The 21,455-nt window shown below is 70.5% G+C and carries 22 protein-coding genes and 2 pseudogenes; 11 read left to right on the top strand and 13 right to left on the bottom strand.

Annotated elements, in window-relative coordinates:
* Positions 1 to 2,676 (bottom strand): P-loop NTPase fold protein, encoded by a 2,676-nt coding sequence (locus AC07FN_RS03200; RefSeq protein WP_478394107.1) that lies wholly within the window; start codon positions 2,674 to 2,676, stop codon positions 1 to 3.
* Positions 2,677 to 3,086: 410 nt separating this feature from the next.
* Here AC07FN_RS03200 and AC07FN_RS03195 point away from each other — a divergent pair, with 410 nt between their 5' ends.
* The 3 genes from AC07FN_RS03195 to AC07FN_RS03185 are packed head-to-tail and all read left to right on the top strand — an operon-like array spanning position 3,087 to position 3,715.
* Positions 3,087 to 3,245, top strand: coding sequence for a sigma factor (locus tag AC07FN_RS03195; RefSeq protein ID WP_478394106.1), 159 nt, complete (start codon positions 3,087 to 3,089; stop codon positions 3,243 to 3,245).
* The gene (locus AC07FN_RS03190) at positions 3,246 to 3,593 is read left to right on the top strand and encodes a sigma factor-like helix-turn-helix DNA-binding protein (protein WP_478394105.1); all 348 of its coding nucleotides are present in this window, start codon (positions 3,246 to 3,248) and stop codon (positions 3,591 to 3,593) included. It begins immediately after the preceding gene.
* A complete protein-coding gene (locus tag AC07FN_RS03185) occupies positions 3,590 to 3,715 on the top strand; it encodes a hypothetical protein (RefSeq protein ID WP_478394104.1) in 126 nt (41 codons plus the stop codon). Before AC07FN_RS03190 ends, AC07FN_RS03185 begins: the two co-directional genes overlap by 4 nt.
* Before the next feature lie 95 nt (positions 3,716 to 3,810).
* Here the strand turns inward: AC07FN_RS03185 and AC07FN_RS03180 are convergent, their stop codons facing one another.
* Positions 3,811 to 4,044: a hypothetical protein gene (locus tag AC07FN_RS03180; protein ID WP_452619406.1), complete on the bottom strand. Its 234-nt coding sequence runs from the start codon at positions 4,042 to 4,044 to the stop codon at positions 3,811 to 3,813.
* Positions 4,045 to 4,365: 321 nt separating this feature from the next.
* Positions 4,366 to 4,689 (bottom strand): hypothetical protein, encoded by a 324-nt coding sequence (locus AC07FN_RS03175; RefSeq protein WP_478394103.1) that lies wholly within the window; start codon positions 4,687 to 4,689, stop codon positions 4,366 to 4,368.
* Between the two features lie 223 nt (positions 4,690 to 4,912).
* On the opposite strand from AC07FN_RS03175, the gene AC07FN_RS03170 reads away from it, so the two are divergent.
* From AC07FN_RS03170 to AC07FN_RS03150, 5 genes and pseudogenes are all read left to right on the top strand, one after another.
* The gene (locus AC07FN_RS03170; protein ID WP_478394102.1) at positions 4,913 to 6,049 is read left to right on the top strand and encodes a 3-deoxy-7-phosphoheptulonate synthase; all 1,137 of its coding nucleotides are present in this window, start codon (positions 4,913 to 4,915) and stop codon (positions 6,047 to 6,049) included.
* Between the two features lie 52 nt (positions 6,050 to 6,101).
* Positions 6,102 to 6,320, top strand: coding sequence for an MbtH family protein (locus AC07FN_RS03165; RefSeq protein WP_478394262.1), 219 nt, complete (start codon positions 6,102 to 6,104; stop codon positions 6,318 to 6,320).
* Positions 6,317 to 7,191 (top strand): annotated as a pseudogene (locus tag AC07FN_RS03160) (siderophore-interacting protein). The gene AC07FN_RS03165 and the pseudogene AC07FN_RS03160 overlap by 4 nt, the downstream one beginning before the upstream one ends.
* 201 nt (positions 7,192 to 7,392) lie before the next feature.
* A pseudogene (locus AC07FN_RS03155) lies at positions 7,393 to 7,895 on the top strand (ABC transporter ATP-binding protein); the annotation flags it as partial.
* A gap of 331 nt (positions 7,896 to 8,226) precedes the next feature.
* Positions 8,227 to 9,849: a thiamine pyrophosphate-binding protein gene (locus AC07FN_RS03150; RefSeq protein WP_478394261.1), complete on the top strand. Its 1,623-nt coding sequence runs from the start codon at positions 8,227 to 8,229 to the stop codon at positions 9,847 to 9,849.
* Between the two features lie 177 nt (positions 9,850 to 10,026).
* Here AC07FN_RS03150 and AC07FN_RS03145 read toward each other — a convergent pair whose 3' ends face one another.
* The 7 genes from AC07FN_RS03145 to argH form a co-directional block, all read right to left on the bottom strand.
* The gene (locus AC07FN_RS03145; RefSeq protein WP_478394101.1) at positions 10,027 to 11,367 is read right to left on the bottom strand and encodes an MmgE/PrpD family protein; all 1,341 of its coding nucleotides are present in this window, start codon (positions 11,365 to 11,367) and stop codon (positions 10,027 to 10,029) included.
* Positions 11,360 to 12,241, bottom strand: a complete 882-nt coding sequence (locus tag AC07FN_RS03140; protein ID WP_478394100.1) for a polysaccharide deacetylase family protein — start codon at positions 12,239 to 12,241, stop codon at positions 11,360 to 11,362. The genes AC07FN_RS03145 and AC07FN_RS03140 overlap by 8 nt, the downstream gene beginning before the upstream one ends.
* 1 nt (position 12,242) lies before the next feature.
* On the bottom strand, positions 12,243 to 13,097 hold the full coding sequence (locus AC07FN_RS03135; RefSeq protein ID WP_478394099.1) for a polysaccharide deacetylase family protein: 855 nt from the start codon (positions 13,095 to 13,097) through the stop codon (positions 12,243 to 12,245).
* On the bottom strand, positions 13,094 to 13,963 hold the full coding sequence (locus AC07FN_RS03130) for an ABC transporter substrate-binding protein (RefSeq protein ID WP_478394098.1): 870 nt from the start codon (positions 13,961 to 13,963) through the stop codon (positions 13,094 to 13,096). The genes AC07FN_RS03135 and AC07FN_RS03130 overlap by 4 nt, the downstream gene beginning before the upstream one ends.
* Positions 13,964 to 13,989: 26 nt before the next feature.
* Positions 13,990 to 14,751 (bottom strand): amino acid ABC transporter ATP-binding protein, encoded by a 762-nt coding sequence (locus AC07FN_RS03125; RefSeq protein WP_478394097.1) that lies wholly within the window; start codon positions 14,749 to 14,751, stop codon positions 13,990 to 13,992.
* Positions 14,751 to 15,665, bottom strand: a complete 915-nt coding sequence (locus tag AC07FN_RS03120) for an amino acid ABC transporter permease (protein ID WP_478394096.1) — start codon at positions 15,663 to 15,665, stop codon at positions 14,751 to 14,753. Before AC07FN_RS03120 ends, AC07FN_RS03125 begins: the two co-directional genes overlap by 1 nt.
* 136 nt (positions 15,666 to 15,801) lie before the next feature.
* Positions 15,802 to 17,226, bottom strand: coding sequence for an argininosuccinate lyase (argH, locus tag AC07FN_RS03115; protein ID WP_478394095.1), 1,425 nt, complete (start codon positions 17,224 to 17,226; stop codon positions 15,802 to 15,804).
* 153 nt (positions 17,227 to 17,379) lie between these two features.
* Between argH and AC07FN_RS03110 the strand changes: the two genes are divergently transcribed.
* On the top strand, positions 17,380 to 17,979 hold the full coding sequence (locus AC07FN_RS03110; RefSeq protein ID WP_478394094.1) for a helix-turn-helix domain-containing protein: 600 nt from the start codon (positions 17,380 to 17,382) through the stop codon (positions 17,977 to 17,979).
* A 37-nt stretch (positions 17,980 to 18,016) separates the two neighbouring features.
* Here the strand turns inward: AC07FN_RS03110 and AC07FN_RS03105 are convergent, their stop codons facing one another.
* The gene (locus tag AC07FN_RS03105) at positions 18,017 to 18,445 is read right to left on the bottom strand and encodes a cytochrome P450 (protein ID WP_478394093.1); all 429 of its coding nucleotides are present in this window, start codon (positions 18,443 to 18,445) and stop codon (positions 18,017 to 18,019) included.
* 284 nt (positions 18,446 to 18,729) lie between these two features.
* Here AC07FN_RS03105 and AC07FN_RS03100 point away from each other — a divergent pair, with 284 nt between their 5' ends.
* On the top strand, positions 18,730 to 19,206 hold the full coding sequence (locus tag AC07FN_RS03100; RefSeq protein ID WP_478394092.1) for a nitroreductase family deazaflavin-dependent oxidoreductase: 477 nt from the start codon (positions 18,730 to 18,732) through the stop codon (positions 19,204 to 19,206).
* A gap of 74 nt (positions 19,207 to 19,280) precedes the next feature.
* Here the strand turns inward: AC07FN_RS03100 and AC07FN_RS03095 are convergent, their stop codons facing one another.
* On the bottom strand, positions 19,281 to 19,643 hold the full coding sequence (locus AC07FN_RS03095; protein ID WP_478394091.1) for a hypothetical protein: 363 nt from the start codon (positions 19,641 to 19,643) through the stop codon (positions 19,281 to 19,283).
* Between the two features lie 117 nt (positions 19,644 to 19,760).
* The gene (locus AC07FN_RS03090; protein WP_478394090.1) at positions 19,761 to 20,450 is read right to left on the bottom strand and encodes an SRPBCC family protein; all 690 of its coding nucleotides are present in this window, start codon (positions 20,448 to 20,450) and stop codon (positions 19,761 to 19,763) included.
* A 142-nt stretch (positions 20,451 to 20,592) separates the two neighbouring features.
* Between AC07FN_RS03090 and AC07FN_RS03085 the strand changes: the two genes are divergently transcribed.
* The gene (locus AC07FN_RS03085; RefSeq protein WP_478394089.1) at positions 20,593 to 21,228 is read left to right on the top strand and encodes a TetR/AcrR family transcriptional regulator; all 636 of its coding nucleotides are present in this window, start codon (positions 20,593 to 20,595) and stop codon (positions 21,226 to 21,228) included.
* Positions 21,229 to 21,455: the final 227 nt, after the last annotated feature.

Raw genomic sequence — 21,455 nt, 5'->3', positions numbered from 1 at the left:
TCAGTCCTCCCCAGATCGCGTGCAAGGCTCGGTCAGGTCCCAGGTCTCGAAGCTGAACCGAGCGATCGTACCCGCCCAGCGGCGGTAGGTCGAAGGATTCCCGTGCACCGCGGGCCCGCGGCTCAGCACGCCCAGCAACCTCGTCCAGATGTCGCGCACTCGGGCCGACTGTTCGGCGGCGGCGAGTTCCTCCACCAGCGCAACGACGTCCCCCTCTTGGCTCGGGTCGCGCAGCATCGCGATGAGGGCCCGGCATCCTTCCGGTGCGGCGACGAGCACCGCCAGGAGCACGAGAACGGCCTGGTACTCCCCGGTGCGGATGAAGGCCTTCTCGTCGAGGACGGTCGTGCGCACGAGGCGGTAGAGGTTCACGAACCGCTTCACCGCGCGGGGCGTGGCCAGCAGCGGGCGGAGCCGCTGGATGAACTCCAGCTCGTCGGTCTGCAGCCACAGCTTTTCCGGCTGCGGATCGGGCGACTGCGGCCGGGGTTCGGCCGGTCTTGCGCGGTCCGGCGCGAACATCTCCGGGCTGGCACCGCCCGACCGCGGGGAGTCCGGCGCCGGTGGGATCGGCAACGCGGATTCGGTCGGCACGAGCGCCTCGACGAACCGCTCGGCCTCGGTTCCCATGGGGCGCAAGCCGAACACCACCTGGAAGATCTTGTCGAGGTAGTCCAGCGGCGTCGCGCCGTCCTCCCCATCGGCGTGGCCGCCGAACAGTTCCGAGTGGTACTGCTCCAGGCAGCGCCGCAGCCACCGGGGATCCACCGCGACGACTACGACGAAAAGCCGGAGCGCGAGCAGCATGTGCACGGCGGCGAGCACGTCGACGACCTTGCGCGGCGAACAGCGGTCGAGGTCGTCGATGTGGAGGATGACCCGTTCCAGCGGCGGCGAACCCGCGGAGGCCGCCCGCTGCTGCTCGTCGGCCTGATCCCACTCCGCGAACGCCTTCTCGGCGGATTCGCTGAGCCTGCGCAGATCGGCGTGCGCGCGGCCGAACAACCCGCGGTACTGCTCGTAGCCGCCGGCCCGGGCCTCCTCGATCACCAGCGCCAGCTCCTGGGCGGCGTCGAGCTTCGCGAGCTGCATCTTGGTGTCCCGCACGCGGCTGTCCAGGTTCGGGGAGCCGCCCGCGGTGAGCCGCCGGGCCGTGGGCCACGTCGTGGTGATCAGTTCGATGATCGGCAGCACGGTGCTCACCGAGCCCACCAGCCACGCCCAGACGGCGCCGCCGGTCAGCAACACCACCAGGCCGGTCGCGGCGGCGAGTAGCAGTGCGATTCCGGCTGCCCACGCGAGCCGAGCACGCCGGAGCACGAGCTTCGCCCACCACAGCCGCATGCGCGCACGCAGCCGCCGGCCGAGGCCGGCCTCGGGATCGGCCAGCTCTTCGAGGAAGTGGAGCTCCTTGCGGAGGGTGGTGCGTTCGGTGCGGACGTCGTCGGCGTCGGGGGGCACGGGTTCGGCGAGGGTGGCGAACAGGTGCTCCACGATCCCGACCCACAGGTGGTCGTCGTTGTAGTGCCACGCGTCGAAGCGCACCTGGCGCACCGACGTCGCGAAGACGCTGCGCGCCGGATTGCGGCCGGCTTCCTTTGCGAGCCGCTCGACGTTCTTCTCGAGCTGGCGCAGGAAGCTCGACTTGCCCGATCCCCAGCGGCCGAGCAGTGCGATCGCCAGCGGCGGCCTGGTTTCCCGGTCGAGGACGAGCTCGGCGAGGCCGCGCACGTCGTCGGCGAAGTCGAGCAGGTCTTCGTCGCTCTCCTGGTCGCTGGCGAGCCCGGCCTGCGGTCGCTGCTTCGTGCCGGGATCCGCGGGGCCGCCCGTCGTCAGGTCCCAGACGCGGATCGAGCCGTCCTCGGCCCCGCTGATGAGCAGCCTGCTGTTGGGAGTGACGGCGAAGGACCGCACGGCGCCGTCGTGCCTGCCGTGCATCTGCATCGGCTTGGTGGGGCGCTCCGGTTCCCAGGCCCAGACGCCGCCGTTGAAATCGCCCGCGACGACCTGCCGTCCGTCGTGCGTCACGGCCACCGCGACCACGTCTTCGCAGCCGGTCAGCCGCACCGTGCTTTCCTTCTGCCCGCGGTTCCAGCAGAGCACGCCGTCCAGGGTTGCGCAGGCGACGCGCGTGCCGCCGGGGGAAGCCGCCACCGCGGCGTTGCCGGGCGCATGGCCGTTCAGCCGGCCCAGTTCCTCGCCGGACCAGTCCGTAACGCGGATGAGCGGGTCGGAGCCGGCGGTGACGACCTGCCTGTTCCTGGTCACCGCGATGCTTTCGACGAGCCGGTGCCCGCTGGGCCAGCTGCTGCCGTCGGGCGGTTGCAGGACGGTTCCCGCGAGGTCGATGGCCGCGACCGCGTCGCCGCCGGGCGAGATGGCGGCTGCCGTGACGCGAACGCGGTGCCGCGCGGGGGAGGTCCCGCGGTTCTGGACCGTCCAGTCGACCGTCGCGGTCCGGCCGCACGAAACGACTCGGTCGTCGGCGGTGACCGAGACGGCGAGCACGGCGTCCTCGTGCTCGGAGTGCTTGTGCAGCAGCATGCCGGTGCGCAGGTCCCAGACCTGGACCGTGGCGTCGTCGCCGCCGGTGACGAACCTGCGGCCGTCCGGGAAAACGGCGATGGCGCGAACGGCGCCGCGATGGCCCGCGAACGGTTCCGGAGTGCTCGTCATGGTGATCGCCGACACTATCGCGATCAAGACCGAACGCACATGGATTCGGGAAGAAAGGCAACGCCTTCGCCACGCAGACCCCGCGCCACGGCCCTACCAGGCGAAACGGGGTGTGGCGGCTGCTGCTCCGGGAAGGCCGGCCCCGGCCGCGGGAAACCGCCCGCGAGCAGCGCTGAACCGAACGGCACCACGCCGCCGTGACTCCAGGAGAAGGCTCGCGGGCCGAGTCCGGGAACAGGCCCGGCCTGGGGGAAAGCCCTACCTCCGCGGGGCGGGGCAGCCACCGGAAAACCAGCGGGACAGCACCGGGGAACGGAGGGACAGACCCGACGATTCCCGGCCGATCAACGGAAGCATTCCTGTCGACACCAGGGGATCGCCCAGCACATCCGCCGGGAAGGGAATGCGAAATGAACACCATGGACCGTGTCATCCGGGAGCACGGTGCCGCGCTGCTTTCCTACGCCACCCGCCTCACCGGCGACCGGTACCTGGCCGAGGACGTCGTGCAGGAGACGTGGCTGTGGGCCTGGCGCCACGCCGACCGCCTCACCAACGGCAACGGCTAGGTGCGCGGCTGGCTGCTGCGCATCGCCCACAACGTCGCCATCGACCTGCACCGCGGTCGGCGGGCCCGGCCGACCGAGGTCGGCTTCGACGGCGAAGCGCTGGCGAACACCGCCGTGCAGTCGGCGCCCAGCGACGAGGTGGAGAACCGCATGGTCGTGGGCGAGCTCCTCGAGCACCTCTCCCCGGTGCACCGCAGCGCGGTGGTGGAGGTCTACTTCACCGACCGCACCGCGACGTCCGCGGCATCCGTGCTTGGCGTTCCCGTCGGCACCGTGAAGAGCAGGCTGCACAACGCACTTCGCACGCTGCGCGACCAGTTCCCCAGCCCGCTCCCGGAAGCCGCGTGACGGAGTGGAAGGGGCGGGCGGGTCAGCGCAACTCGGTGCAGGACGTGGCGTCCGGGTCGTCCGCGGCGCGGGTCTCGATGCGCACGTTGGAAAACGTGACGTCCATGCGCCGCTGGGAGTAGACGACGAACGGGGTGTGTACCCCGGTGGAGGAGCGGAGAGGCGCCCGGTTTTCGCCGGACGCCTCCCCGCGCCGTGCTCGGTCAGGTGCGAGCGGTCACCGCATCCGCCACAGCTCGTAAACGCCGTTCGTCGGCCTGCACTCGTGCGGCAGGTCCACGCCCGGTCCGCCCGGGCCGCCGACCATGTCCTGGTAGCCCTGCTCGCACGCGTCCGCGGTGTGGTACCAGTAGCCGGTGTAGTACCACTCGGCCGGTGCGGCGGTCGCGGACGTTGCGGTGGCGACGAGCATGCCGAACCCCACGAGGGCACCGGCCATGAGCTTCTTCACGGTAGATCCTTCCTTTGCCCGGGAAAATGCCGAACTCGCATTCCCGCCATGGATTGCCGCCGGCGCGCGCCGGTTACCCGGACTCGCGGTTGTCCGGATTCGGCGCGGCCGGCGGTCTTTCGGATGAACCTGCGATCGTTGCCGGGATCGGCTCAACGCCGTCCGCGAACTCGATCGCTGTGGCCGAAGTTATCAGCGCGGTGACCGGGGCCACCGGAATTGTCCGCAGGCAGGGAAGAATGGGCAGTGGATTTGCCCCGCAGTCCGGGCGAGGAGTGCGGAGTGAACCGCGCGGTGGATCCGCGTTCGTGGGACCGGGCTTCAGCCGCAGCAGAACATGTTGTCGCAGGGGTCGCCGACCTCGCTGCCGTAGGCCACGAAGTCCCGGATGGGGGCGAGGACTTCCTCCGCGGCGGCGGCGTCCAGCGGCGGGGCCGTCTTGTCCAACGGCTTTCCCCAGGTGGGCGGCGTGTCGTCGATGTCGAAGCGCCGATCGCCGTCGACGAACAGGGTCCACAGTGGATGATCCGGGAAGATGTTGAGCCGCAGGACCCACGACCGGCCGTCGACGGTGGCGGCCACCGGGAAGCGCGTGTCCCCGGTTCGTCGCCATTGCGGCCTCGCGAGCAGTTCTTGCGGTGGCATGCGCTCAGTCTCGCCGAGTGATCGGGAGCGCGGAAGCCCCCGGTCCGCCGCGCTGAGTGTCCGCCCCGCGTCTGGATGATCCTTTTCGCGAAGTGCTGTTCCCTTGATCACTTGAGCCCTGCGTCCGATTTGATTAGGTTAGGCTAACCCAAGTGGTCTGCTGGGTTTCGTGCTCCCGGCGCCGACCGCTTCGGGAATCGCGACGGAGGAGGAGCTCGCCGGCATGGCTGGACCTGCGGTACGCCTCGAACTGCCCGCCATAGCGGACGAACCGCTCGCCCTGGCATGGCCGGACGACTCGGCACGGGTTCTCGGGCCGCTGCCCACCCCGGCCGAGCTGGCCGAGCGCTTCCCGCGCGGCGAACGGCTGCGCGCCCAGGTGGCCGGGCACCGCCGCGCCGCGCGGGAGATCGTCGGCGGCGCGGACGACCGACTGCTGGTCATCGTCGGGCCGTGCTCCGTGCACGACCCGGACGCCGCGCTGCAGTACGCCCACGAGCTGGCGGCCGCAGCCGCGGCGCACGACCGCGACCTGCTGGTGGTGCTGCGCGCGTACCTGGAGAAGCCGCGAACCTCGGTCGGCTGGAAGGGTCTGCTGCACGATCCGCACCTGGCCGGCCGGGAGGACCTGGCCGAGGGGCTGGCGATCGGGCGCGAATTCCTCGTGCGCGCAGCGAATTCCGGCCTCCCGCTGGCGTACGAGTTCGTGGACCCGTTCCTCGCCCCGTACGTCCTCGATCTGGTGTCGTGGGGCGCGCTCGGCGCGCGCACGGTGGCCTCCCAGCCGCACCGGCAGCTCGCGTCGGCGCTGCCGATGCCCGTCGGCATGAAGAACGGCGTGACCGGGGACGTCGAGGTCGCGATCGCCGCGGTGCGAGCCGCGCGGGCACCGCACACCTTCCCCGCGCTGGCCGCCGGCGGAGCCCCGTCCGCGGTCGTCGGCGCGGGCAATTCCGCTTGCCACGTCGTTCTTCGCGGTGGCGCGCGGCCCAACTACGATGCGGCGTCCGTCGGTGCGGCGCTCGACGAGCTGCGCGCCGCGGGCGTCGGGGCGGGCGTCGTGGTCGATGCCTCGCACGGCAACAGCGGGAAGGACCACCGGCGGCAGCCGGGCGTCGTCGAAGACGTGGCGGCGCAGGTCGCGGCGGGCAACCGCGGCCTGTTCGGAGTCATGATCGAGTCCTTCCTGGAAGCGGGCAATCAGGACATCGCGGCCAGGCCGCTGCGCCACGGCGTCAGCGTCACCGACGGCTGCCTGGACTGGCCTACCACCGCGCACTGCCTGGACGTCCTCGCGGAGGCGGTGCGCCGCAGGCGGATCGCGCCGGTGCGGCCCCGGACCCGGCCGGCCGGGCGGTGAGCGGTCTGCGGGCCCGGCCGGCGTCAAGCACTATTCGAGAGGTGAGCAAGTCCTGATGAACCCGTTCGACGACCCGGAGGGCACCTTCCTGGTGCTGGTCAACGACGAGGAACAGCACTCGCTCTGGCCGGAGTTCGCCGAGATCCCGGCGGGCTGGCGGCAGGTGTTCGGCCCGGACGCCCGCGATGCCTGCCTGGACCACATCCGGGCGAACTGGACCGACCTGCGGCCGAAGAGCCTGCGGATCGCGATGGGGGAGGGGGCCGCATGACGCGCGCGGAGGCGGAGCGGATCGGGCACCTGGACCGGATCGCGCGGGTCCGGGAAGGCCGGCACGCGGAGAGGTGGGCTACCCGATCCGGATCCGCGAGACGGAGGTCGTGCGCACCGAGATGATCGGGGCCGGGCTCCTGCGCGTCACGCTCGGCGGCCCGGGCACCGAGGGCTTCGAAGCGCACTCGCCGTGCGAGCACGTCAAACTCATGTTCCCGGACCCGGACGGCAGGCTGCGGCTGCCCGAGCAGAACGGGCTGCTGCTGCGCTGGCCCAAGCCGTCCCCGATGTCGCGCGAGTACACGGTGCGCCGGTACGACCCCGTCGCGGGCGAGATCGACATCGACATCGTGCTGCACCCCGGCGGCCTCGCCTCGGAGTGGGCGCGCGCGGTCGCACCCGGCGACGTCATGCACGTGGCGGGCCCGCCCGGCGGGCTGATCGTGCCGCACACCTACGACCGCTACCTGCTGGCCGGCGACATCACGGCGTTGCCCGCGATCGCGCGCCGGCTGGAGGAGCTGCCGCGCACGGCGAAGGGCTGGGCGTTCATCGAGGTCGCCGACGCCGACGAGGAGATCGAGCTGTCCGCGCCCGAGGACGTCGAGGTGCGGTGGCTGCACCGGGGGCCGAAGCCGCCGGGCACGTGCGATTCGCTGGAGGGCGCCGTCCGGTCGGTGCCCGTGCTCGACGGCGAACGGCTGTACGTGTGGCTGGCGGGCGAGGCCGGCGTGCTCAAGCCTCTGCGCCGCTGGGTCAAGGGCGAGCTGGGGCTGGACAAGCGCGACTACGACGTCACGGGCTACTGGAAGCGCGGCATCGCGGACTTCGACGACGACCACGACCACCACCACGAGCACGAGGCGTGACCGGGCGAGCGGTTACGGCAGATCTTTCTTGTGGACGCCGCGGACCGCTGATTAAAGTTAGCCAACCCTAAATAAAACTCTAGTCGAGGACACTGCTCGATTCGGAGCTGTGGAAGAACCTGCCCGCGGTCAAGGCCGGGAAGGCCTTCCCGATCCGCTACACGTAGGCGGCGACCTACCCGGAGGCGATGCGCGCCCTCGAAGCAGCTGGTCGGCCGGGGCCGGTTCCCGCACCAGTCCTTCCTCGCCACGACCTCGGAGGAGGACGATCGGGCGGTCGCCGAGGCGATGGCCGCCGCAGGCGTCGCCGAACTGGCGGAGCGGCCGGTCGCCGAGCTCTCCGGCGGGCAGCGGCAGCGGGTGTGGGTGGCGATGGTGCTGGCCCAGCAGACGCCCTACCTGCTGCTGGACGAGCCGACGTCGTTCCTGGACATCGCGCACCAGTACCAGCTGCTGACGCTGCTGGCGAAGCTGCGCGACGAGGGGCGGACGATCACGCGGTGCTGCACGACATCAACCAGGCCTGCCGCTACGCCGATCACCCGGTGGCGATGAAGGACGGCCGGGTCGTGGCGGAGGGCGCCGCCGCCGACATCGTCGACGACATCGTCGACGAGACGCTGCTCGAAGACGTCTTCGACCTCCCCTGCATCGTCGTCCCGGACACGCTGACGGGAACGCCGGTGGTCGTCCCGAAGCCCTGACCTACCCGCGCGCTGTGCCGCAATTTCAATGGAAATCGGACCTTCGATTTCCATTGAAATTGCGGGAGTTGTCCACAGCCTCCGGCGTGTCGTGGCCGACGCGCCGAAGGTCCGCAATTTCCATTGAAATTGCGGGACCGGGTTCGCGGCGCCGAGGCCGCGGGTGAGATCGGTGCGACGTTCACTTGAGTTTGTCTTAGCTTAGCCTAAGCTAAGTATGACTACTGGTGGCGCGGGAAACCCTTGTTTCTCGTAGAACTCGTGATGTTTCATGGTGGGCGTCTTCGCGGTTCGGCGGGGCCGCAGTGGTGGAGGGAGAACTCGTCGCGTGATGCGCACCGGAGGATCGCTCGTCGTCGAGTCGCTGACGGCATTGGGCGCGGACACCGTTTTCGGCGAGCCCGGCCAGCACGCGCTCGGGATCTTCCAAGCCCTGGCCGGGTCCGGGCTGCGGTACGCGGGTTTCCGGACCGAGCTCAACGCCGGGTTCGCGGCGGCGGGTTTCGCCTGCGCCACCGGTCGCCCGGCGCCGCTGCTGGTGTCGACCGGCCCGGGCGCGCTGATCAGCCTCGCCGCGCTGCAGGAGGCGGCATCCGCCTCGATCCCGGTGGTCGTCATCGGCAGCCAGGTCCCGTCGGCCGGTCTGGGCGGCCCGCGCCGGGGCTTCCTGCACGAACTGCCCGACCAGCGCGCGTGCGTGGCGCAGGTGGTGAAATCCGCCGGAACGGCCCGGCATCCGTCGCAGATCCCGAGCGCGATCGCCCGAGCCTGGGAGGTCGCGCTCACCCCGCCGCACGGCCCGGTCTACGTCGAGATCCCCCAGGACGTTCTGCTGGCCGAGGTCGATGTCCCGCCCGTGACCGGGCTGACCGCGACGCCGCAACTGCCGGCGCCCCGGCCGGAACTGATCCGCGCCGCGGCGGCCGATCTGGATCGCGCGCAGCGCCCGGTGATCCTGGCAGGCGGCGGAGTGGTGCGCGCCGGGGCCGAGGGCGCCCTGCTGGAACTCGCCGAGAAGCTGCGCGCCCCGGTCGCGACGACCTTCGGCGCCAAAGGCGCGTTCCCCTGGCTGCATCCGCTGTCGGCGCAGTCCTGGTTGGAGGATCAGCACACCACGGACTTCCTGGCCGACGCGGATGTCCTGCTCGTGGTCGGCAGCGGGCTCGGGGAATTGTCCAGCAACTACCACACATTCCGGCCGCGCGGGCGCGTCGTCCAGGTCGAAGCGGACCCGGGCAAGCTGGAGGCGAACGTGCCGGCGCTGGGCGTTCACGCCGATGCGCGGCTCGCCCTGGAGGAGTTGGCTTCGGCGGTCTCCGCCCGCGAACCCGACGGCGTGGCGGAAGCGCGTGTCGGCGAGCTGCTGACGAAGATCCGGCACCGGCTCGACGGCCAGGACCTGCGCACCGAACGCGCGCTCGTCGAGGCGATTCGCGCCGCGCTGCCCGACGACGCACCGAGCTTCTGGGACATGACGATCCTCGCTTACTGGGCCTGGTCGGCCTTCGATGCGCGCGTCCCGGGCGCGATGCACTCGGCGCAGGGCGCCGGCGGGCTCGGCTACGGGTTCCCCGCCGCGTTGGGCGCCGCCGTCGCGCTGGGCGATCAGCGGCCGGTGCTGGCGGTTTCCGGTGATGGCGGCGCGATGTACGGGATCAGCGAACTGGCCACGGCCCGGCAGCTGGGGTCGAACGCGACCTGGTTGATCGTGGACGACGGCGGCTACGCAATCCTGCGCGAGTACATGACCGACGCCTTCGGGGCCACCTTCGGGACGGAGCTCGCCCGGCCCGATTTCGTCGCGCTCGCGGAGTCCTTCGGAGTCCCGGCGCGCCGATCGACGCCGGGGGACCTGGAGCGGGATCTCGCGGCCGCGCTGGCGGAGCCGGGCCCGAACGTCGTGGTGCTGCAAGCGAATCTGCGCATGTTCGCGCCGACGCACCTGCCCGGCTGAGCTCTCGACGGGCTTTCAGAATGGCTACGCCCGGCTGATCGCGAAGGCACCTGGTGTCGGTTTCGCGCAAACCGCCGTCGGGCCTCCAGCGGAGCGGCGGTTTCGCGCGAAAGCGGCGTTCCGTGTCCTTGGCGGCCACGTCCCATTCGTGTCTGGGCATCACTCTGAAAGGACTGGTCAGGCCAGGTGGTTCAGGAGTTGCCGGGCATCCGGCAGCTCGTCCAGGCGCAGCACGGTGTCGACCAGGCTCTTTGCGGTCGGCTCTGGGACGAGACTGCGGAACTTGGTGATCAGGGCTTCGTCGCCGATCGGGTTGGTGGGCGAGCCCAGCGGATCCGTGACGCGGTACTGGTAGCCGGCGCCTTCGGTGATCAGGCCGATGACCGGTTCTTCGGACGCCGACATCGACGAATCCACTTCGAGCACAACGGAATTCATGATCGCGCGCACCCGTTCGTCGCGACGTTGCTCCGGGCCGTACGCCGCGAGGTCCGCGACGCCGAACGCGATCTGAGCGGCGACCGCGTACGGCAGGCTGAGCTGCGCCGTGCCGAGGGTTCGCGTGTCGCGGCCGCCGCACATGTCGGCCAGGAACGGGCTGAGCCTGACGCGCACCTCGCGGATCTCGTCGGCGCGCAGGCCGTGGTCGCGCATGAGGTGCGCGACGGCATCGACCGCCGAGTGCGTGCCGCGGCACGACGCGTGGGGCTTGATGGCGCATCGCTGGATCCGCCACTGCTCGCCGAGCCCGTCGGTGAGCGCGGCGTGCTCGGCGGTGGCCGGCGCGAAGGTGCTGAGGAATCCGCCCCAGACGTCGTCGAGGGCGTGGACCGGGCCAGGGATTCCGCTTCCGGCGAGCACAGCAGCAGTGACACCGGCTTCCGCGGCCCGGCCCGCGTGCAGCCGCTTGCTCAAGGCACCATTGTGGACGAACGCCCAGAGGCCACCGCTCATCGAGGCGGCGAAACCCACGGCCGCAGAGCATTGTTCCGGGGGCAGCGCGAGGACGCGGGCTGCTGCGGCGGCTGAACCGAAGGGGCCGCAGGTGCCGGTGGAGTGCCAGCCCGCCTGGTTGTGCTCCTGGTAACCGCCGCAGCCCTCCAGCGCGCGCCGGGCCAGGTCGTAGCCGAGGACGATCGCGACCAGCAGTTCCGCGCCGGGAACGGCTCGGTCAGTCAGCGCAAGGGCGGCCAGGGCGGCGGGCACGACGACCGCTCCGGAGTGGTCGCAGCCACCGGTGTCGTCGAGCTCCAGCGCGTGCGCCGCCACGCCGTTGGCCAGCGCGGCGTCGCGAGCCGTCGCGAGCAGGCCGGTTCCCCAGATCGCGGCTCCTGCGGCGGTCGGGGTGGTGAGGGCCGCGGTGATCCTGCCCGTTTCCGGTGTCCTGGCACCGGCCAGGGCCGCGCCGAGGGTGTCGAGGAGGTGCTGCTTGGCTTTCGCCGCGACGCTGCCGGGGAGGTCCGCGAAGGCGGTTCCGGCGATGAACCCGCCGAGGCGGCTCGCGGTGGGATCAGGCATCGGAACCACCTCCGGTCAGCCGGGCGAAGACGTCGGCCGGGTGCCCGGGCTCGTTGACGGGGTGGTTCTCGCGCCACCAGTCCGCGATCTCGCTGCCGGTCGCGAACCACGCCCCGCCGGTGGCGCGGATGCGCCGGAGGAGCTCGCGGACGAGCCCGATGCGCCCGGGGGTTCCGGACACCTCCGGGTGCAGGCGGAGGACGTAGCAGAGCCCGAACCGGTGGTACGCCTGGAATTCCCGCCACCAGTTGTCCAGCACGTCGGCGTAGCCGGCGATCCGGCACTGGCCGGCGGGCATCGGCGGGTCGAGGTTGAACACGAAGTACGGGGCGTCTTCGAGCTCGTGGTGCAGCGGGATCTCCACCGGCCCGGCGGGGTGGACGTACGGCAGGTCGTCGCCGCGCCACGACGAGGACCAATCGATTCCCACCGCCGCCAGCGCCTCGGGGAGCCCGCGCGCGAAATCGCCCTGCGGCACGCGGAATCCCCTGGGCCGCGCACCGGTGATCCCGGCGAGCGCCTCCTGACCGGCTTCGATCGCGGAAAGCTGACCGGCGAGATCGAGCCGGTCGAAGTCCTCGTGCGCGAAGCCGTGATTGCCGATCTCATGACCGGCGGCGTGGATCCGCTCCACCGGTTCCCGGTGCTCGCGGGCGTTCGCGCCCGGGACGAACCAGGTCGCCGGCACGTCGAGATCGGCGAACATCGCGAGCAGCCGGTCGACGCCGCGCGTCGCGCCGTAGCGGAACTGCGAGAGCGTCTTCTCCCGCGATTCCAGCGAGGGATCCTCGGAAAGCAGGGCTAGGTCGCCGTCGAAATCCACCGTGACCGCCACGGCGGACTGCCGTCCGCGAGGCCAGGTCCGCTTCGCCATGTCACCTCTCCTCCGGGACGTCCTGCACCTCGCGGTGCCACTCGGCGATGTCGCGGCAGGTCGCGAACCACACGTCACCTGGACTGCGCATGTGCGTCAGGAACTGCTCCAGCAGCTGCAGCCGCCCGGGCTTGCCTGCCACCTTGGGGTGGAACAGGGTCGTCATGCACAGCCCTTCGGCCCGGTGCCCGTCGAACTCGCGCCGCCAGTTGTCCAGGGTCGTCGCATAGCCGGCGATGCGGTCCTGCCCGGCCGGGAAGTCCGGCCTGCGGTGGTACGCGAGGTACGCGTAGTCGTCGAGCTCCCAGCGCGCCGGAATCTCCACCAGCGGCGACGGCCGCCCGTCGATGCGGTGCCGGTAGGGCCGGTCATCGCCGCGCATCGAACTGGAGTAGCGGAATCCGTGCTCGACCAGCAGCCGCGGGGTGTCGACGGCCCAGTCCCCGGACGGCGTCCGGTAGCCGACCGCGGGCGCGCCCAGCACCTCCGCGAAGATCTCCTGGCTGCGCCGGAGCACCCGCCGCTGCTGGTCGGTGCCGAGATCGCGGAACGACTCGTGCCGGTAACCGTGGTGGGCGACCTCGTGGCCGCGCGCCACGACGTCCTGGCAGCGCTCCGGCCACGTCTCCACGACCCACGCCGGGATGAAGAACGTGGCCGGGACGCCGGCGGCGTCGAGGAGGTCGAGGATTCGCGGCAGCGCCCGCCACGGGCCGTACGAGCCGAGGGTGAAGTACTCCGGTTTCCGCCAGATGCTGCCGTCGAGCATGGCGGACCCGGTCGGCCCGTCGAGGTCGAAGGCGAGGGCGACGGCCATCCGGGCGCCGCCCCGCCAGACCAACCGGTCACCGCTCACGGCTTGACGCCGTTGACCACCGGCCGGGTCGCCCCGTAGCCCAGGCCCCACTTGTCCAGGATCGACTGGTAGGAGCCGTTGTCGACCACCGCGGTCAGGGCCTTCTGCACCGCGGCGGCCATCTGCTGGTCGCCCTTCTTGACCACCACGCCGAAGGGCTTGCCGGGCAGCGGTTCCAGGACGGTTTCGAACTTCGCCGGGTCCTTCTTCTCGAAGAACGCCAGGTTCTCGCCGCTCTGCACCGCGACGTCGGCGCGGCGCTGCTCCAGCTGCAGGCGGGCAGCCGATCCCGAGTCGGTCGGCAGCAGCTCGATCGGCGGGAGTCCCTTGCCGACGCACGTTTCCGCGTCGTACTTCTGCACCATCAGGTAGTAGTCGGTCTTCTTGCTCACCGCGAGCTTCTTGCCGCACAACGATTCCGGCGAGGTGAACTCCGCGGCGCGCTCCTGCAGCGAGTAGAACTGGGCGCGGGAGAGGAAGTAGTCGACGAAGTCGACCGTCTTCTGCCGCTCGGTGGTGTCCGACAGCCCGGACATGACGATGTCGACGCGGCCGGTGGCCACGGAGTTGAGCAGCTGGTCGAAGGGCTGCTCGACGAACTCGGCCTTGACGCCGAGCTGCTGCGCCATGGCGTTGGCGATCTCGACGTCGACGCCGACCACCTGTCCGGTCGCCTCGTCGCGGAACTCCATCGGCGGCAGGTCCGGGGACATCCCGATCCGGATCGTCCCGGACTGTGCCACGACATCCGGCAACCCGCTGCCGTTCGATGCGCCGGTGTTGGTGCTGCCGCCCGCGCAGCCCGCCGTGCCGAGCAGCCCGGCGAGCAGCGCGGCGGTGAGCACCTTGGGGCCTTTTCGAAGCATGACTACCTCTTTCGACGATTCGGGGGTTAGAGAACCCGCTGCAGGAATGCCTGGGTGCGGGGGTGTTCGGGGTGGTCGAGCACGGCGCCGGGCGCGCCGATCTCGACGATCGCGCCCGCGTCCATGAACGCGACCCGGTCGGCGACCTCGCGGGCGAAGCCGATCTCGTGGGTCACCACGATCATCGTCAGGCCCGACTTCGCCAGGTCCTTCATCACTTCGAGGACCTCGCCGACCAGCTCGGGGTCCAGCGCCGAAGTGGGTTCGTCGAACAGCAGCAGGGACGGCTCCATCGCCAGCGCCCGCGCGATCGCCACCCGCTGCTGCTGGCCGCCCGAGAGCTGCCGCGGATACGCGTCGCGCTTGTCGGCCAGCCCGACCCGGGCCAGGAGCCCCTCGGCCCGGGCGACGGCCGTGGCCTTCGCTTCCCGCTTGACCTGGACCGGGCCCTCGATCACGTTCTCCAGCGCGGTCAGGTGCGGGAAGAGGTTGAAGCGCTGGAAGACCATGCCGACGGACTGCCGCTGCCGGGCGACGGACCGCTCGCCCAGCTCGTGGAGCTTCCCGCCGCGCGGCTCGTAGCCGATGACCTGATCGCCGACCCAGATCCGGCCGCGGCTGATCTGCTCCAGGTGGTTGATGCAGCGCAGGAAGGTGCTCTTGCCCGACCCGGAGGGCCCGAGCAGGCACAGCACCTCGCCGTCGGCGACCTCCAGATCGATGCCCTTGAGGACCTGCAGGTCACCGAAGCTCTTATGCACGCCCTCGGCCCGCACCAATGCGGTCATCACGCACCTGCTTTCTGCCGCAGCACGGCTGCCCGCAACCGCTGCAGCGGGGTGGGCGGCAGCGCGCGGCTCGTGGCGCCGCGCGCGTAGTGCCGTTCGAGGTAGAACTGCAGCGCGGACAGCACCGACACGGCGGCCAGGTACCAGATGGCGCAGACGATGAGCAGCTCCATGATCCGGTTGTTGACGAAGTAGATGTGCTGCGCCTCCAGCACGATCTCGGTGACGCCCACGGCCGACGCGAGCGACGTCGTCTTCAGCATGCTGATCGTCTCGTTGCCCACCGGCGGGATGATCACGCGCATCGCCTGCGGCAGCACGATCCGCCGCAACGCCTTCAGCCGCGTCATCCCGATCGCCCGCGCCGCCTCCAGCTGCCCCTCGTCGACGGACAGGATCCCGGCGCGCACCACTTCGCTGGTGTAGGCGCCCTGGTTGATGCCCAGGCCGAGCGCGGCGGCGACGAACGGCGTCACCAGCTCGACCGTGCGGCCGGTGTAGATGCCCGGGATCGAGACCACCGGGAAGATCAACGCCAGGTTGAACCACATCAGCAGCTGCAGGTACACCGGGGTCCCGCGGAAGATCCACACGTAGACCCAGGCGACGCCGCTGGTGATCGGGTTCTTCGACAGCCGCATCACCGCGACGACGACGCCGAGGACGATCCCCAGCACCATCGCCACGATCGTCAGGACGATCGTGAGCACCAAGCCCTTGAGCAGCACGGGTGCGGCGAGGTACTCGCGGACCACCGACCACTCGATCTGCGCGTTGGCGAAGGAATGCGCGAACCAGGCGACGCCCGCCAGCACGACGACCGCGGCGACCCAGCGGCCGAAGTGCTTGCGCGGCACCGTTTCCCAGTCCGCGCCCGCCGTCGTCGCGGACTCGACCTGGTGCAGCGGGCTCATGACTGGTCCGCCTCTCCGCGATTCACAGTGGTGGTTGCGTTCAGCTCAATCTCCCGTTGCGTGGTTTCTCGTGGCTGGTTTGCGTCACGGTCCCCTGGGGCGAGGTTGAGGAGGGCTGAGGTTGACACAGGGCTACTCATGACCTCGGCCCCTCGTACGCGGCGGACCACGCGCGCTGCGCGGCCGTGACGGCCGCCAGCCGGTCGATCTGCTCGACGACCCGGTCCGGAGCGGTCCCGCCGTAGCCGGTGCGGGCCGCCACGGCCGCCTCCGGCGTCAGCCGATCCCGCACCTCCGGCGTCAGCCGCTCATCCACGGACCGCAGGTCGGCGTCCGTCACCTCCTCCAGCTCGATGCCCCTGTCCTCGCACAGCTGCACCAGAGCGCCGGTCACCTCGTGCGCCTCGCTGAACGGAACTCCTTGCTCCGCAAGCCAATCCGCCACCTCGGTGGCGAGGGTGAACCCGTCGGTGGCCTGCTCGCGCAGCACGTCCACGTCGACCCGCATCGTGCGCACCATGCCCGCCATCGCGGGCAGCACCAGCGCCAACGTGTCGACGCTGTCCAGCGCGGCCCGCTTGTCCTCGGCGAGGTCGCGGTTGTAGGCCAGCGGCAGGGATTTCAGCACCGCCATCAACCCGGCCAGGTCGCCGAGCAGGCGCCCCGCCTTGCCGCGGGCGAGCTCGGCGATGTCGGGGTTCTTCTTCTGCGGCATGATCGAACTGCCGGTGGAGAACCCGTCGTCGAGCACGACCCAGCCGAACTGCCGCGAGGTCCACAGGCAGACCTCCTCGCCCAACCGGGACACGTTGACCGCGAGCATCGAGGTGGCGAACAGGAACTCGGCGACGTGGTCGCGGCTGGCGACGGCGTCGATGGAGTTCTCGCACGGCGCCGCGTATCCGAGCTCGGCCGCCGAGAGCTCCGGTCGCACCGCGACGGAGGAACCGGCCAGCGCCGCCGCGCCCAGCGGCGAGCGGGCGCTGCGCCGGTCCCAGTCCTGCAAGCGCTCGACGTCCCGGGAGAAGGATTGCGCGTGGGCGAGGAGCTGGTGGGCGAACACCACCGGCTGCGCCGGCTGCAGGTGCGTGAACCCCGGAGCGATCGACCGGACGTGCTGCCGCGCCTGCGCGATCAGGGCGTCCTGCAGGTCGGCCACCTCGGCGACGATCGTGCGCACCCGGTCCCGGAGGAACAGGCGCAGGTCGTTGGCTGCCTGGTCGTTGCGCGACCGGCCGGCCCTGACCTTGCCGCCGAGCGGGCCGAGCCGCTGGAGCAGGACCCGCTCGATGAAGGTGTGCACGTCCTCGTCGTCCGGCGTCGGCGCGACCCGGCCGGCGCGGACGTCCGCGTCCAGCTCGTCGATCGCGGTCAGCACGGAGGTGCACTCGGACTCGTCGAGGATGCCCCCTCGTCGCAGCTCGCGGACGTGGGCCCGGGAGCCGGCGAGGTCGTAGGGGGCCATCCGGAAGTACGACGGGTCGGATCGGGAGAGGTCGGTCAGAGCGGGGTCCGACGGCGTGCGAAAACGCCCACCCCACAACCGAATCGTGTCAGCCAATGTCCCATCGCCCTTCCCCTGTGCGGCAAGTAACGGGGAGCGTGGCTCTGCGAACACCCGAAGTCAACACTTGTTTTTCATAGGAAACACAGGTTTCATGGGTGCGCGGATGGCAACCTGGAACTCCAGCCCGAGAGCAAGGAGTCCCGACCCGTGGCAGGTACCCACAAGGCACCCACCGGCGAACAGCGCGGCGAAGGCATCGGCGCCCAGCTGAAGGCCATCCGGCTGTCCAGGCGCAAGACGCTCGCCGAACTGGCGGAGCGCAGCGGCCTGACCAAGGGCTATCTATCCAAAGTGGAGCGCGATCAAGTCAATCCGTCGGTGGCGTCGCTGATGCGGCTCTGCGAGGCGCTGGAGGTCTCCGTGTCGACCTTCTTCGCCGCCGCCGCGGGCGAAGTGGTCCGGCACGACGCCTACCCGTCCATCCGCTTCGGCGGCGAAGGCATGCACGAGTTCCTCCTGACGCCCGAAGGTGAGCGCCGCGTGCAGGCGATCCTGAGCGTGATCGGCCCCGGCGGCGGCAGCGGCGACGAACCGTACGTCCTGCCCACCGGGGTCGAGTTCGTCTTCGTGCTCGAAGGCCGCCTCCGCGTCGTCCTCGCCGGGGAGGAGATCACCCTGGAAACCGGCGACGCGCTCACCTTCGCCGGGGACACCGCGCACACGTTCACCAGCGTCACCGACGACGGCAGTCCGACCAGGGTCCTCTGGGTCCTCGCCCCGGCGCTCACGACGCCGAAAACCGGCTGAGCGACGGCCGGGTGAGCCGCTCGACCGAGCGTGCCGCTCACCAGGTCGCCGGGAGTGCGATCAGCCCGCCGGTGAGCACGTCCCGGCGCAGTGCCAGCTCCTCGGTGGGAACGGCCAGCCGCATCGTCGGGAACCGGGGAACCAGCTGGCTGAACACCGCCTGGAGTTCGATGCGGGCCAGCGGGGCGCCTATGCAGTACCGCGGGCCGTGGCCGAATGCCAGGTGGCCGGCGGTCCCGCGGGTGATGTCGAATCGATCGGGGTCGGAGAAGGCGGCCTCGTCGCGGTTGGCCGCCCCGGAATGCAGCAGAACCAGGTCTCCCTTGGAATTCCGGGAGGTCGTCGACGCGATCCGGACGGCGTCGACCGAGATCGCCGAGCGACACGTCAGCGAGGTGATCCCGGAAGGCCCGTGGCGCGACTGGGCGGCGCGGCTGGTCCCCGCCGTCGCCCACGAAGCGATCATCGCTTGGCTGGACGCCGGCCGACCCGACCTCGATCATGCCGCCGACCGGATCTCCCGGGCGATCGACGCCGTGATCCAAGCCGCCCGATCGCGCTGAACCCAGCAGCGCCTCCCTAGCGCCCGAAGGGGACGCCGCATGCAGACGCATCGGTCCCGACGGCAGCGACGAAATGCGCGTACTCGTGACCGGGGTGTCACGCCTATCATCTGCCAGACAGGGCCCCAGCCCCGAAACCGGCGAAGGCACTGGCGAATCAACCGGCCGAGAGCCGACGGGAGTGAGCATGGCCGTGACCGACCGGAAACCGCGTGGCGCGCTGCGCATCCTGCTGCGCGCGCCGATCTGGCTCTACCGGGCGAGACTCGGGTGGCTTGCCGGGCACCGGTTGCTCTACCTGGCCCACCGGGGCCGGCGAACCGGCGCCCGGCGGGAAGTGGTCGTGGAGGTCGTGGGCTACGACCCGGAGGTCCCGGAGGTCGTGGTGGTGGCGGCGTGGGGCAAGAACCCCGACTGGTACCGGAACATCCAAGCGGCCCCGGCCATCGAGGTGCGCCTCGGCGCACGCCGGTGGTCGGAGCCCGCCCACCGCTTCCTCGAAGGCCGGGAGGTCCAGAAGGTGCTGCTGGCCTACCAGAAGGCCCACCCGAAAGCCTGGAAGCGCCTAGCGCCGCTCCTCGGCTTCCCGGAAACCCCGGCGGACCCCCGCTGGCCCGAGGTAGCGGAAGCCACCCGCGCAATAGCATTCAAACCATCCCGCTGAACCCCGGCCGGGATTTCCGTTGGAGCCGAGAGGAATCCGGATTGCTGCAACCCGTTACTCCTCTCACTAATTGCTCATGAGCCGCGAGGCGGCGGGGGGTTCCTGCGCCGGCGGTGGTTGGCCATCGCGCCGGCGATGGCCGTGGCGACGATGAGGGCCGCGAAGGCCGGGTTCATGTCCTTGGACAGGCTTGGTGCTCGGTCCGGTCCGATCGCCCAGAGGGCCAGGGGTATCGCGTAGACCGCCGTGAGCGCCGCGGCCCACCACCGGAGTGCTCGGAGGCGCGCATCGCTCAGGGTGCCGATCAGCACGAGCGCGACCGGGACCACCGCCACCATGGCGAACTGGCCGATGATCAGGACCGGCGTGGCCCACGCCGAGATGGTGACGAGCCTTGCGGCCCGGAACCCGTTGCGGTGCGGTGTTGCGGTGACCATTCGTCTCCTCCTGGCGTGGGGGCGTAGTGCGTGGAATCTGTTGTTGTGCAACGAAGTTCGCCGTGACCGGACGGATATGCGCCCGGCGCGGGTTCTTCGGCGTGGTCACCGGGGGAATCAGGCGTTGTTGGTCGGGTTGTAGTGGCGGGACTCGGCGGTGGCCTTGAGGGCTGCCAGCCATGCCTCCAGGCCCTTTCCGAGGTGCTCGGTCGCGAGGGGCACGTCGGCGTCGACCTGCGGGCCGGTGTGGGTTTCCTCGGTGCGCACCAGGACGCCGCCGTTGACCTCGGTGAAGTTCCAGACGTGGACGCCGTCGATGTGCAGTCCTTCGCCGATCGCGGGCCCGGTCCAGCGGATGCACTTGTCGTGCTGCAGCTGCTGGACGGTGGAGGTGATGACCAGCGTCGTGGCGGGGCTGACCGGGGTGGGCGGGACCGGCGTGGTCCACCGGAACTGCGAGTTCTCCTGGAACCGGCCCAGGTCCAGGCGCTCGGCGGTGGTGACGGGCTCCTGCCAGGACGGCCAGCCCTGCACGTCGGTCTGCAGCCCCCAGACCGTGCTCAGCGGCGCCTTGATGAAGGTCTCGGTCCGGTACCGGACCCCGGCGGTGGGGTCGACACCTTCGCCCTGGCAGGTCAGCGAAGCCGGGTCGGCTGCGTGACCGCCCGTGGCCGCCAGGGTGGGGATGATGATGGCGCCGAAAATGCCGGCGGCCAGCGGAATCGCGAGCAGGACGGCACCTGCACCACCTCGGCGCCGGGGCCGGGCCTGCGGGTTCGGCGAGGTGTTCGGGTGGATGCCGGACATGGCTCTCCTCTTCGTTGGACGCGAGATAGTTAGTATGGCTCGCTTGAGTTAGAAGTTATAACTACAGTTTGTGAGTGTCAATAGAGAAAGTGATAGCCTCTAACTGGAGTTGATGGCGCCGCAGCCGGGGAGGGTGACTGCGATGGGTACGAGCCCGCGGGAGCGCTACCGGGCCCAGGTGCACGAGGAGATCAAGCAGCACGCGTGGCAGCAGGTGGCCACGACCGGCGTCTCGGCGTTGTCCCTCAACGCGATCGCCAAGCGCATGGGGATGAGCGGCCCTGCGTTGTACCGGTATTTCGCCAGCCGCGACGAGCTGCTCACCGAACTCATCCGCGACGCCTACCGAAGCCTCGCCGACGCCGTCCTGGCGGCCGCCGATTCCGGCGCCGACGTGGCCGGGCTGGCGCACGTCGTGCGGGACTGGGCCCTCGCGGACCCGCAGCGGTACTTCCTCCTCTACGGCACGCCTGTTCCCGGCTACCACGCGCCGGAGGACACCACGAAGATCACATCCGAGATGATGGCCGTGCTGATCGACGCCCACGCGGCGGCGCTCTCCGCGGAGGCCCCGGCAACATCGTTCGACGCCCATCTCGAAGAGCACCGCCATTGGGCCGACGACTCGGCGCCGACCGCGGCCCTCCGCAAGTCCCTGGCCTTCTGGGCCCGCGTGCACGGCGTCGTCTCGCTCGAACTCGCCGGGCACTTCAACGGAATGGGATTCGACCCGGCCCTACTCTTCCAGCAAGAACTGGACGAACTGCTGGCGCACTGACCGCGGCCGCGCCGCTGTCCGTCCTCTGTGGACTGCGCGAACTTATCATGCTGTCCGTCTCCTAGTAGTACTTCGTTAAGTCTTGATCTTGTTGGTGGGCATGCTTCATGATCTTGGTGTGGATCTTGGTGCGGTGGAACGTCTTCGGGGCGAGTTGAGCGAGTTCGTGGGCGAGGTGTTCGCTTCGGTGTCACGGAAGGACCAGCGACGGCAGGGGGACTGCTATC

Source organism: Saccharopolyspora sp. NPDC045941 (assembly GCF_056431445.1).
This window is presented reverse-complemented; position numbering and strand designations above follow the sequence as displayed.

Excerpts from the sequence above, each read along its gene's own strand:
- AC07FN_RS03200 (WP_478394107.1), bottom strand. The coding sequence starts at position 2,676 with ATGACGAGCACTCCGGAACCGTTCGCGGGCCATCGCGGCGCCGTTCGC.
- AC07FN_RS03195 (WP_478394106.1), top strand. The coding sequence starts at position 3,087 with ATGAACACCATGGACCGTGTCATCCGGGAGCACGGTGCCGCGCTGCTT.
- AC07FN_RS03175 (WP_478394103.1), bottom strand. The coding sequence starts at position 4,689 with ATGCCACCGCAAGAACTGCTCGCGAGGCCGCAATGGCGACGAACCGGG.
- AC07FN_RS03170 (WP_478394102.1), top strand. The coding sequence starts at position 4,913 with ATGGCTGGACCTGCGGTACGCCTCGAACTGCCCGCCATAGCGGACGAA.
- AC07FN_RS03150 (WP_478394261.1), top strand. The coding sequence starts at position 8,227 with ATGCGCACCGGAGGATCGCTCGTCGTCGAGTCGCTGACGGCATTGGGC.
- AC07FN_RS03145 (WP_478394101.1), bottom strand. The coding sequence starts at position 11,367 with ATGCCTGATCCCACCGCGAGCCGCCTCGGCGGGTTCATCGCCGGAACC.
- AC07FN_RS03140 (WP_478394100.1), bottom strand. The coding sequence starts at position 12,241 with ATGGCGAAGCGGACCTGGCCTCGCGGACGGCAGTCCGCCGTGGCGGTC.
- AC07FN_RS03130 (WP_478394098.1), bottom strand. The coding sequence starts at position 13,963 with ATGCTTCGAAAAGGCCCCAAGGTGCTCACCGCCGCGCTGCTCGCCGGG.
- AC07FN_RS03125 (WP_478394097.1), bottom strand. The coding sequence starts at position 14,751 with ATGACCGCATTGGTGCGGGCCGAGGGCGTGCATAAGAGCTTCGGTGAC.
- AC07FN_RS03120 (WP_478394096.1), bottom strand. The coding sequence starts at position 15,665 with ATGAGCCCGCTGCACCAGGTCGAGTCCGCGACGACGGCGGGCGCGGAC.
- AC07FN_RS03105 (WP_478394093.1), bottom strand. The coding sequence starts at position 18,445 with ATGATCGCTTCGTGGGCGACGGCGGGGACCAGCCGCGCCGCCCAGTCG.
- AC07FN_RS03100 (WP_478394092.1), top strand. The coding sequence starts at position 18,730 with ATGGCCGTGACCGACCGGAAACCGCGTGGCGCGCTGCGCATCCTGCTG.
- AC07FN_RS03095 (WP_478394091.1), bottom strand. The coding sequence starts at position 19,643 with ATGGTCACCGCAACACCGCACCGCAACGGGTTCCGGGCCGCAAGGCTC.
- AC07FN_RS03090 (WP_478394090.1), bottom strand. The coding sequence starts at position 20,450 with ATGTCCGGCATCCACCCGAACACCTCGCCGAACCCGCAGGCCCGGCCC.
- AC07FN_RS03085 (WP_478394089.1), top strand. The coding sequence starts at position 20,593 with ATGGGTACGAGCCCGCGGGAGCGCTACCGGGCCCAGGTGCACGAGGAG.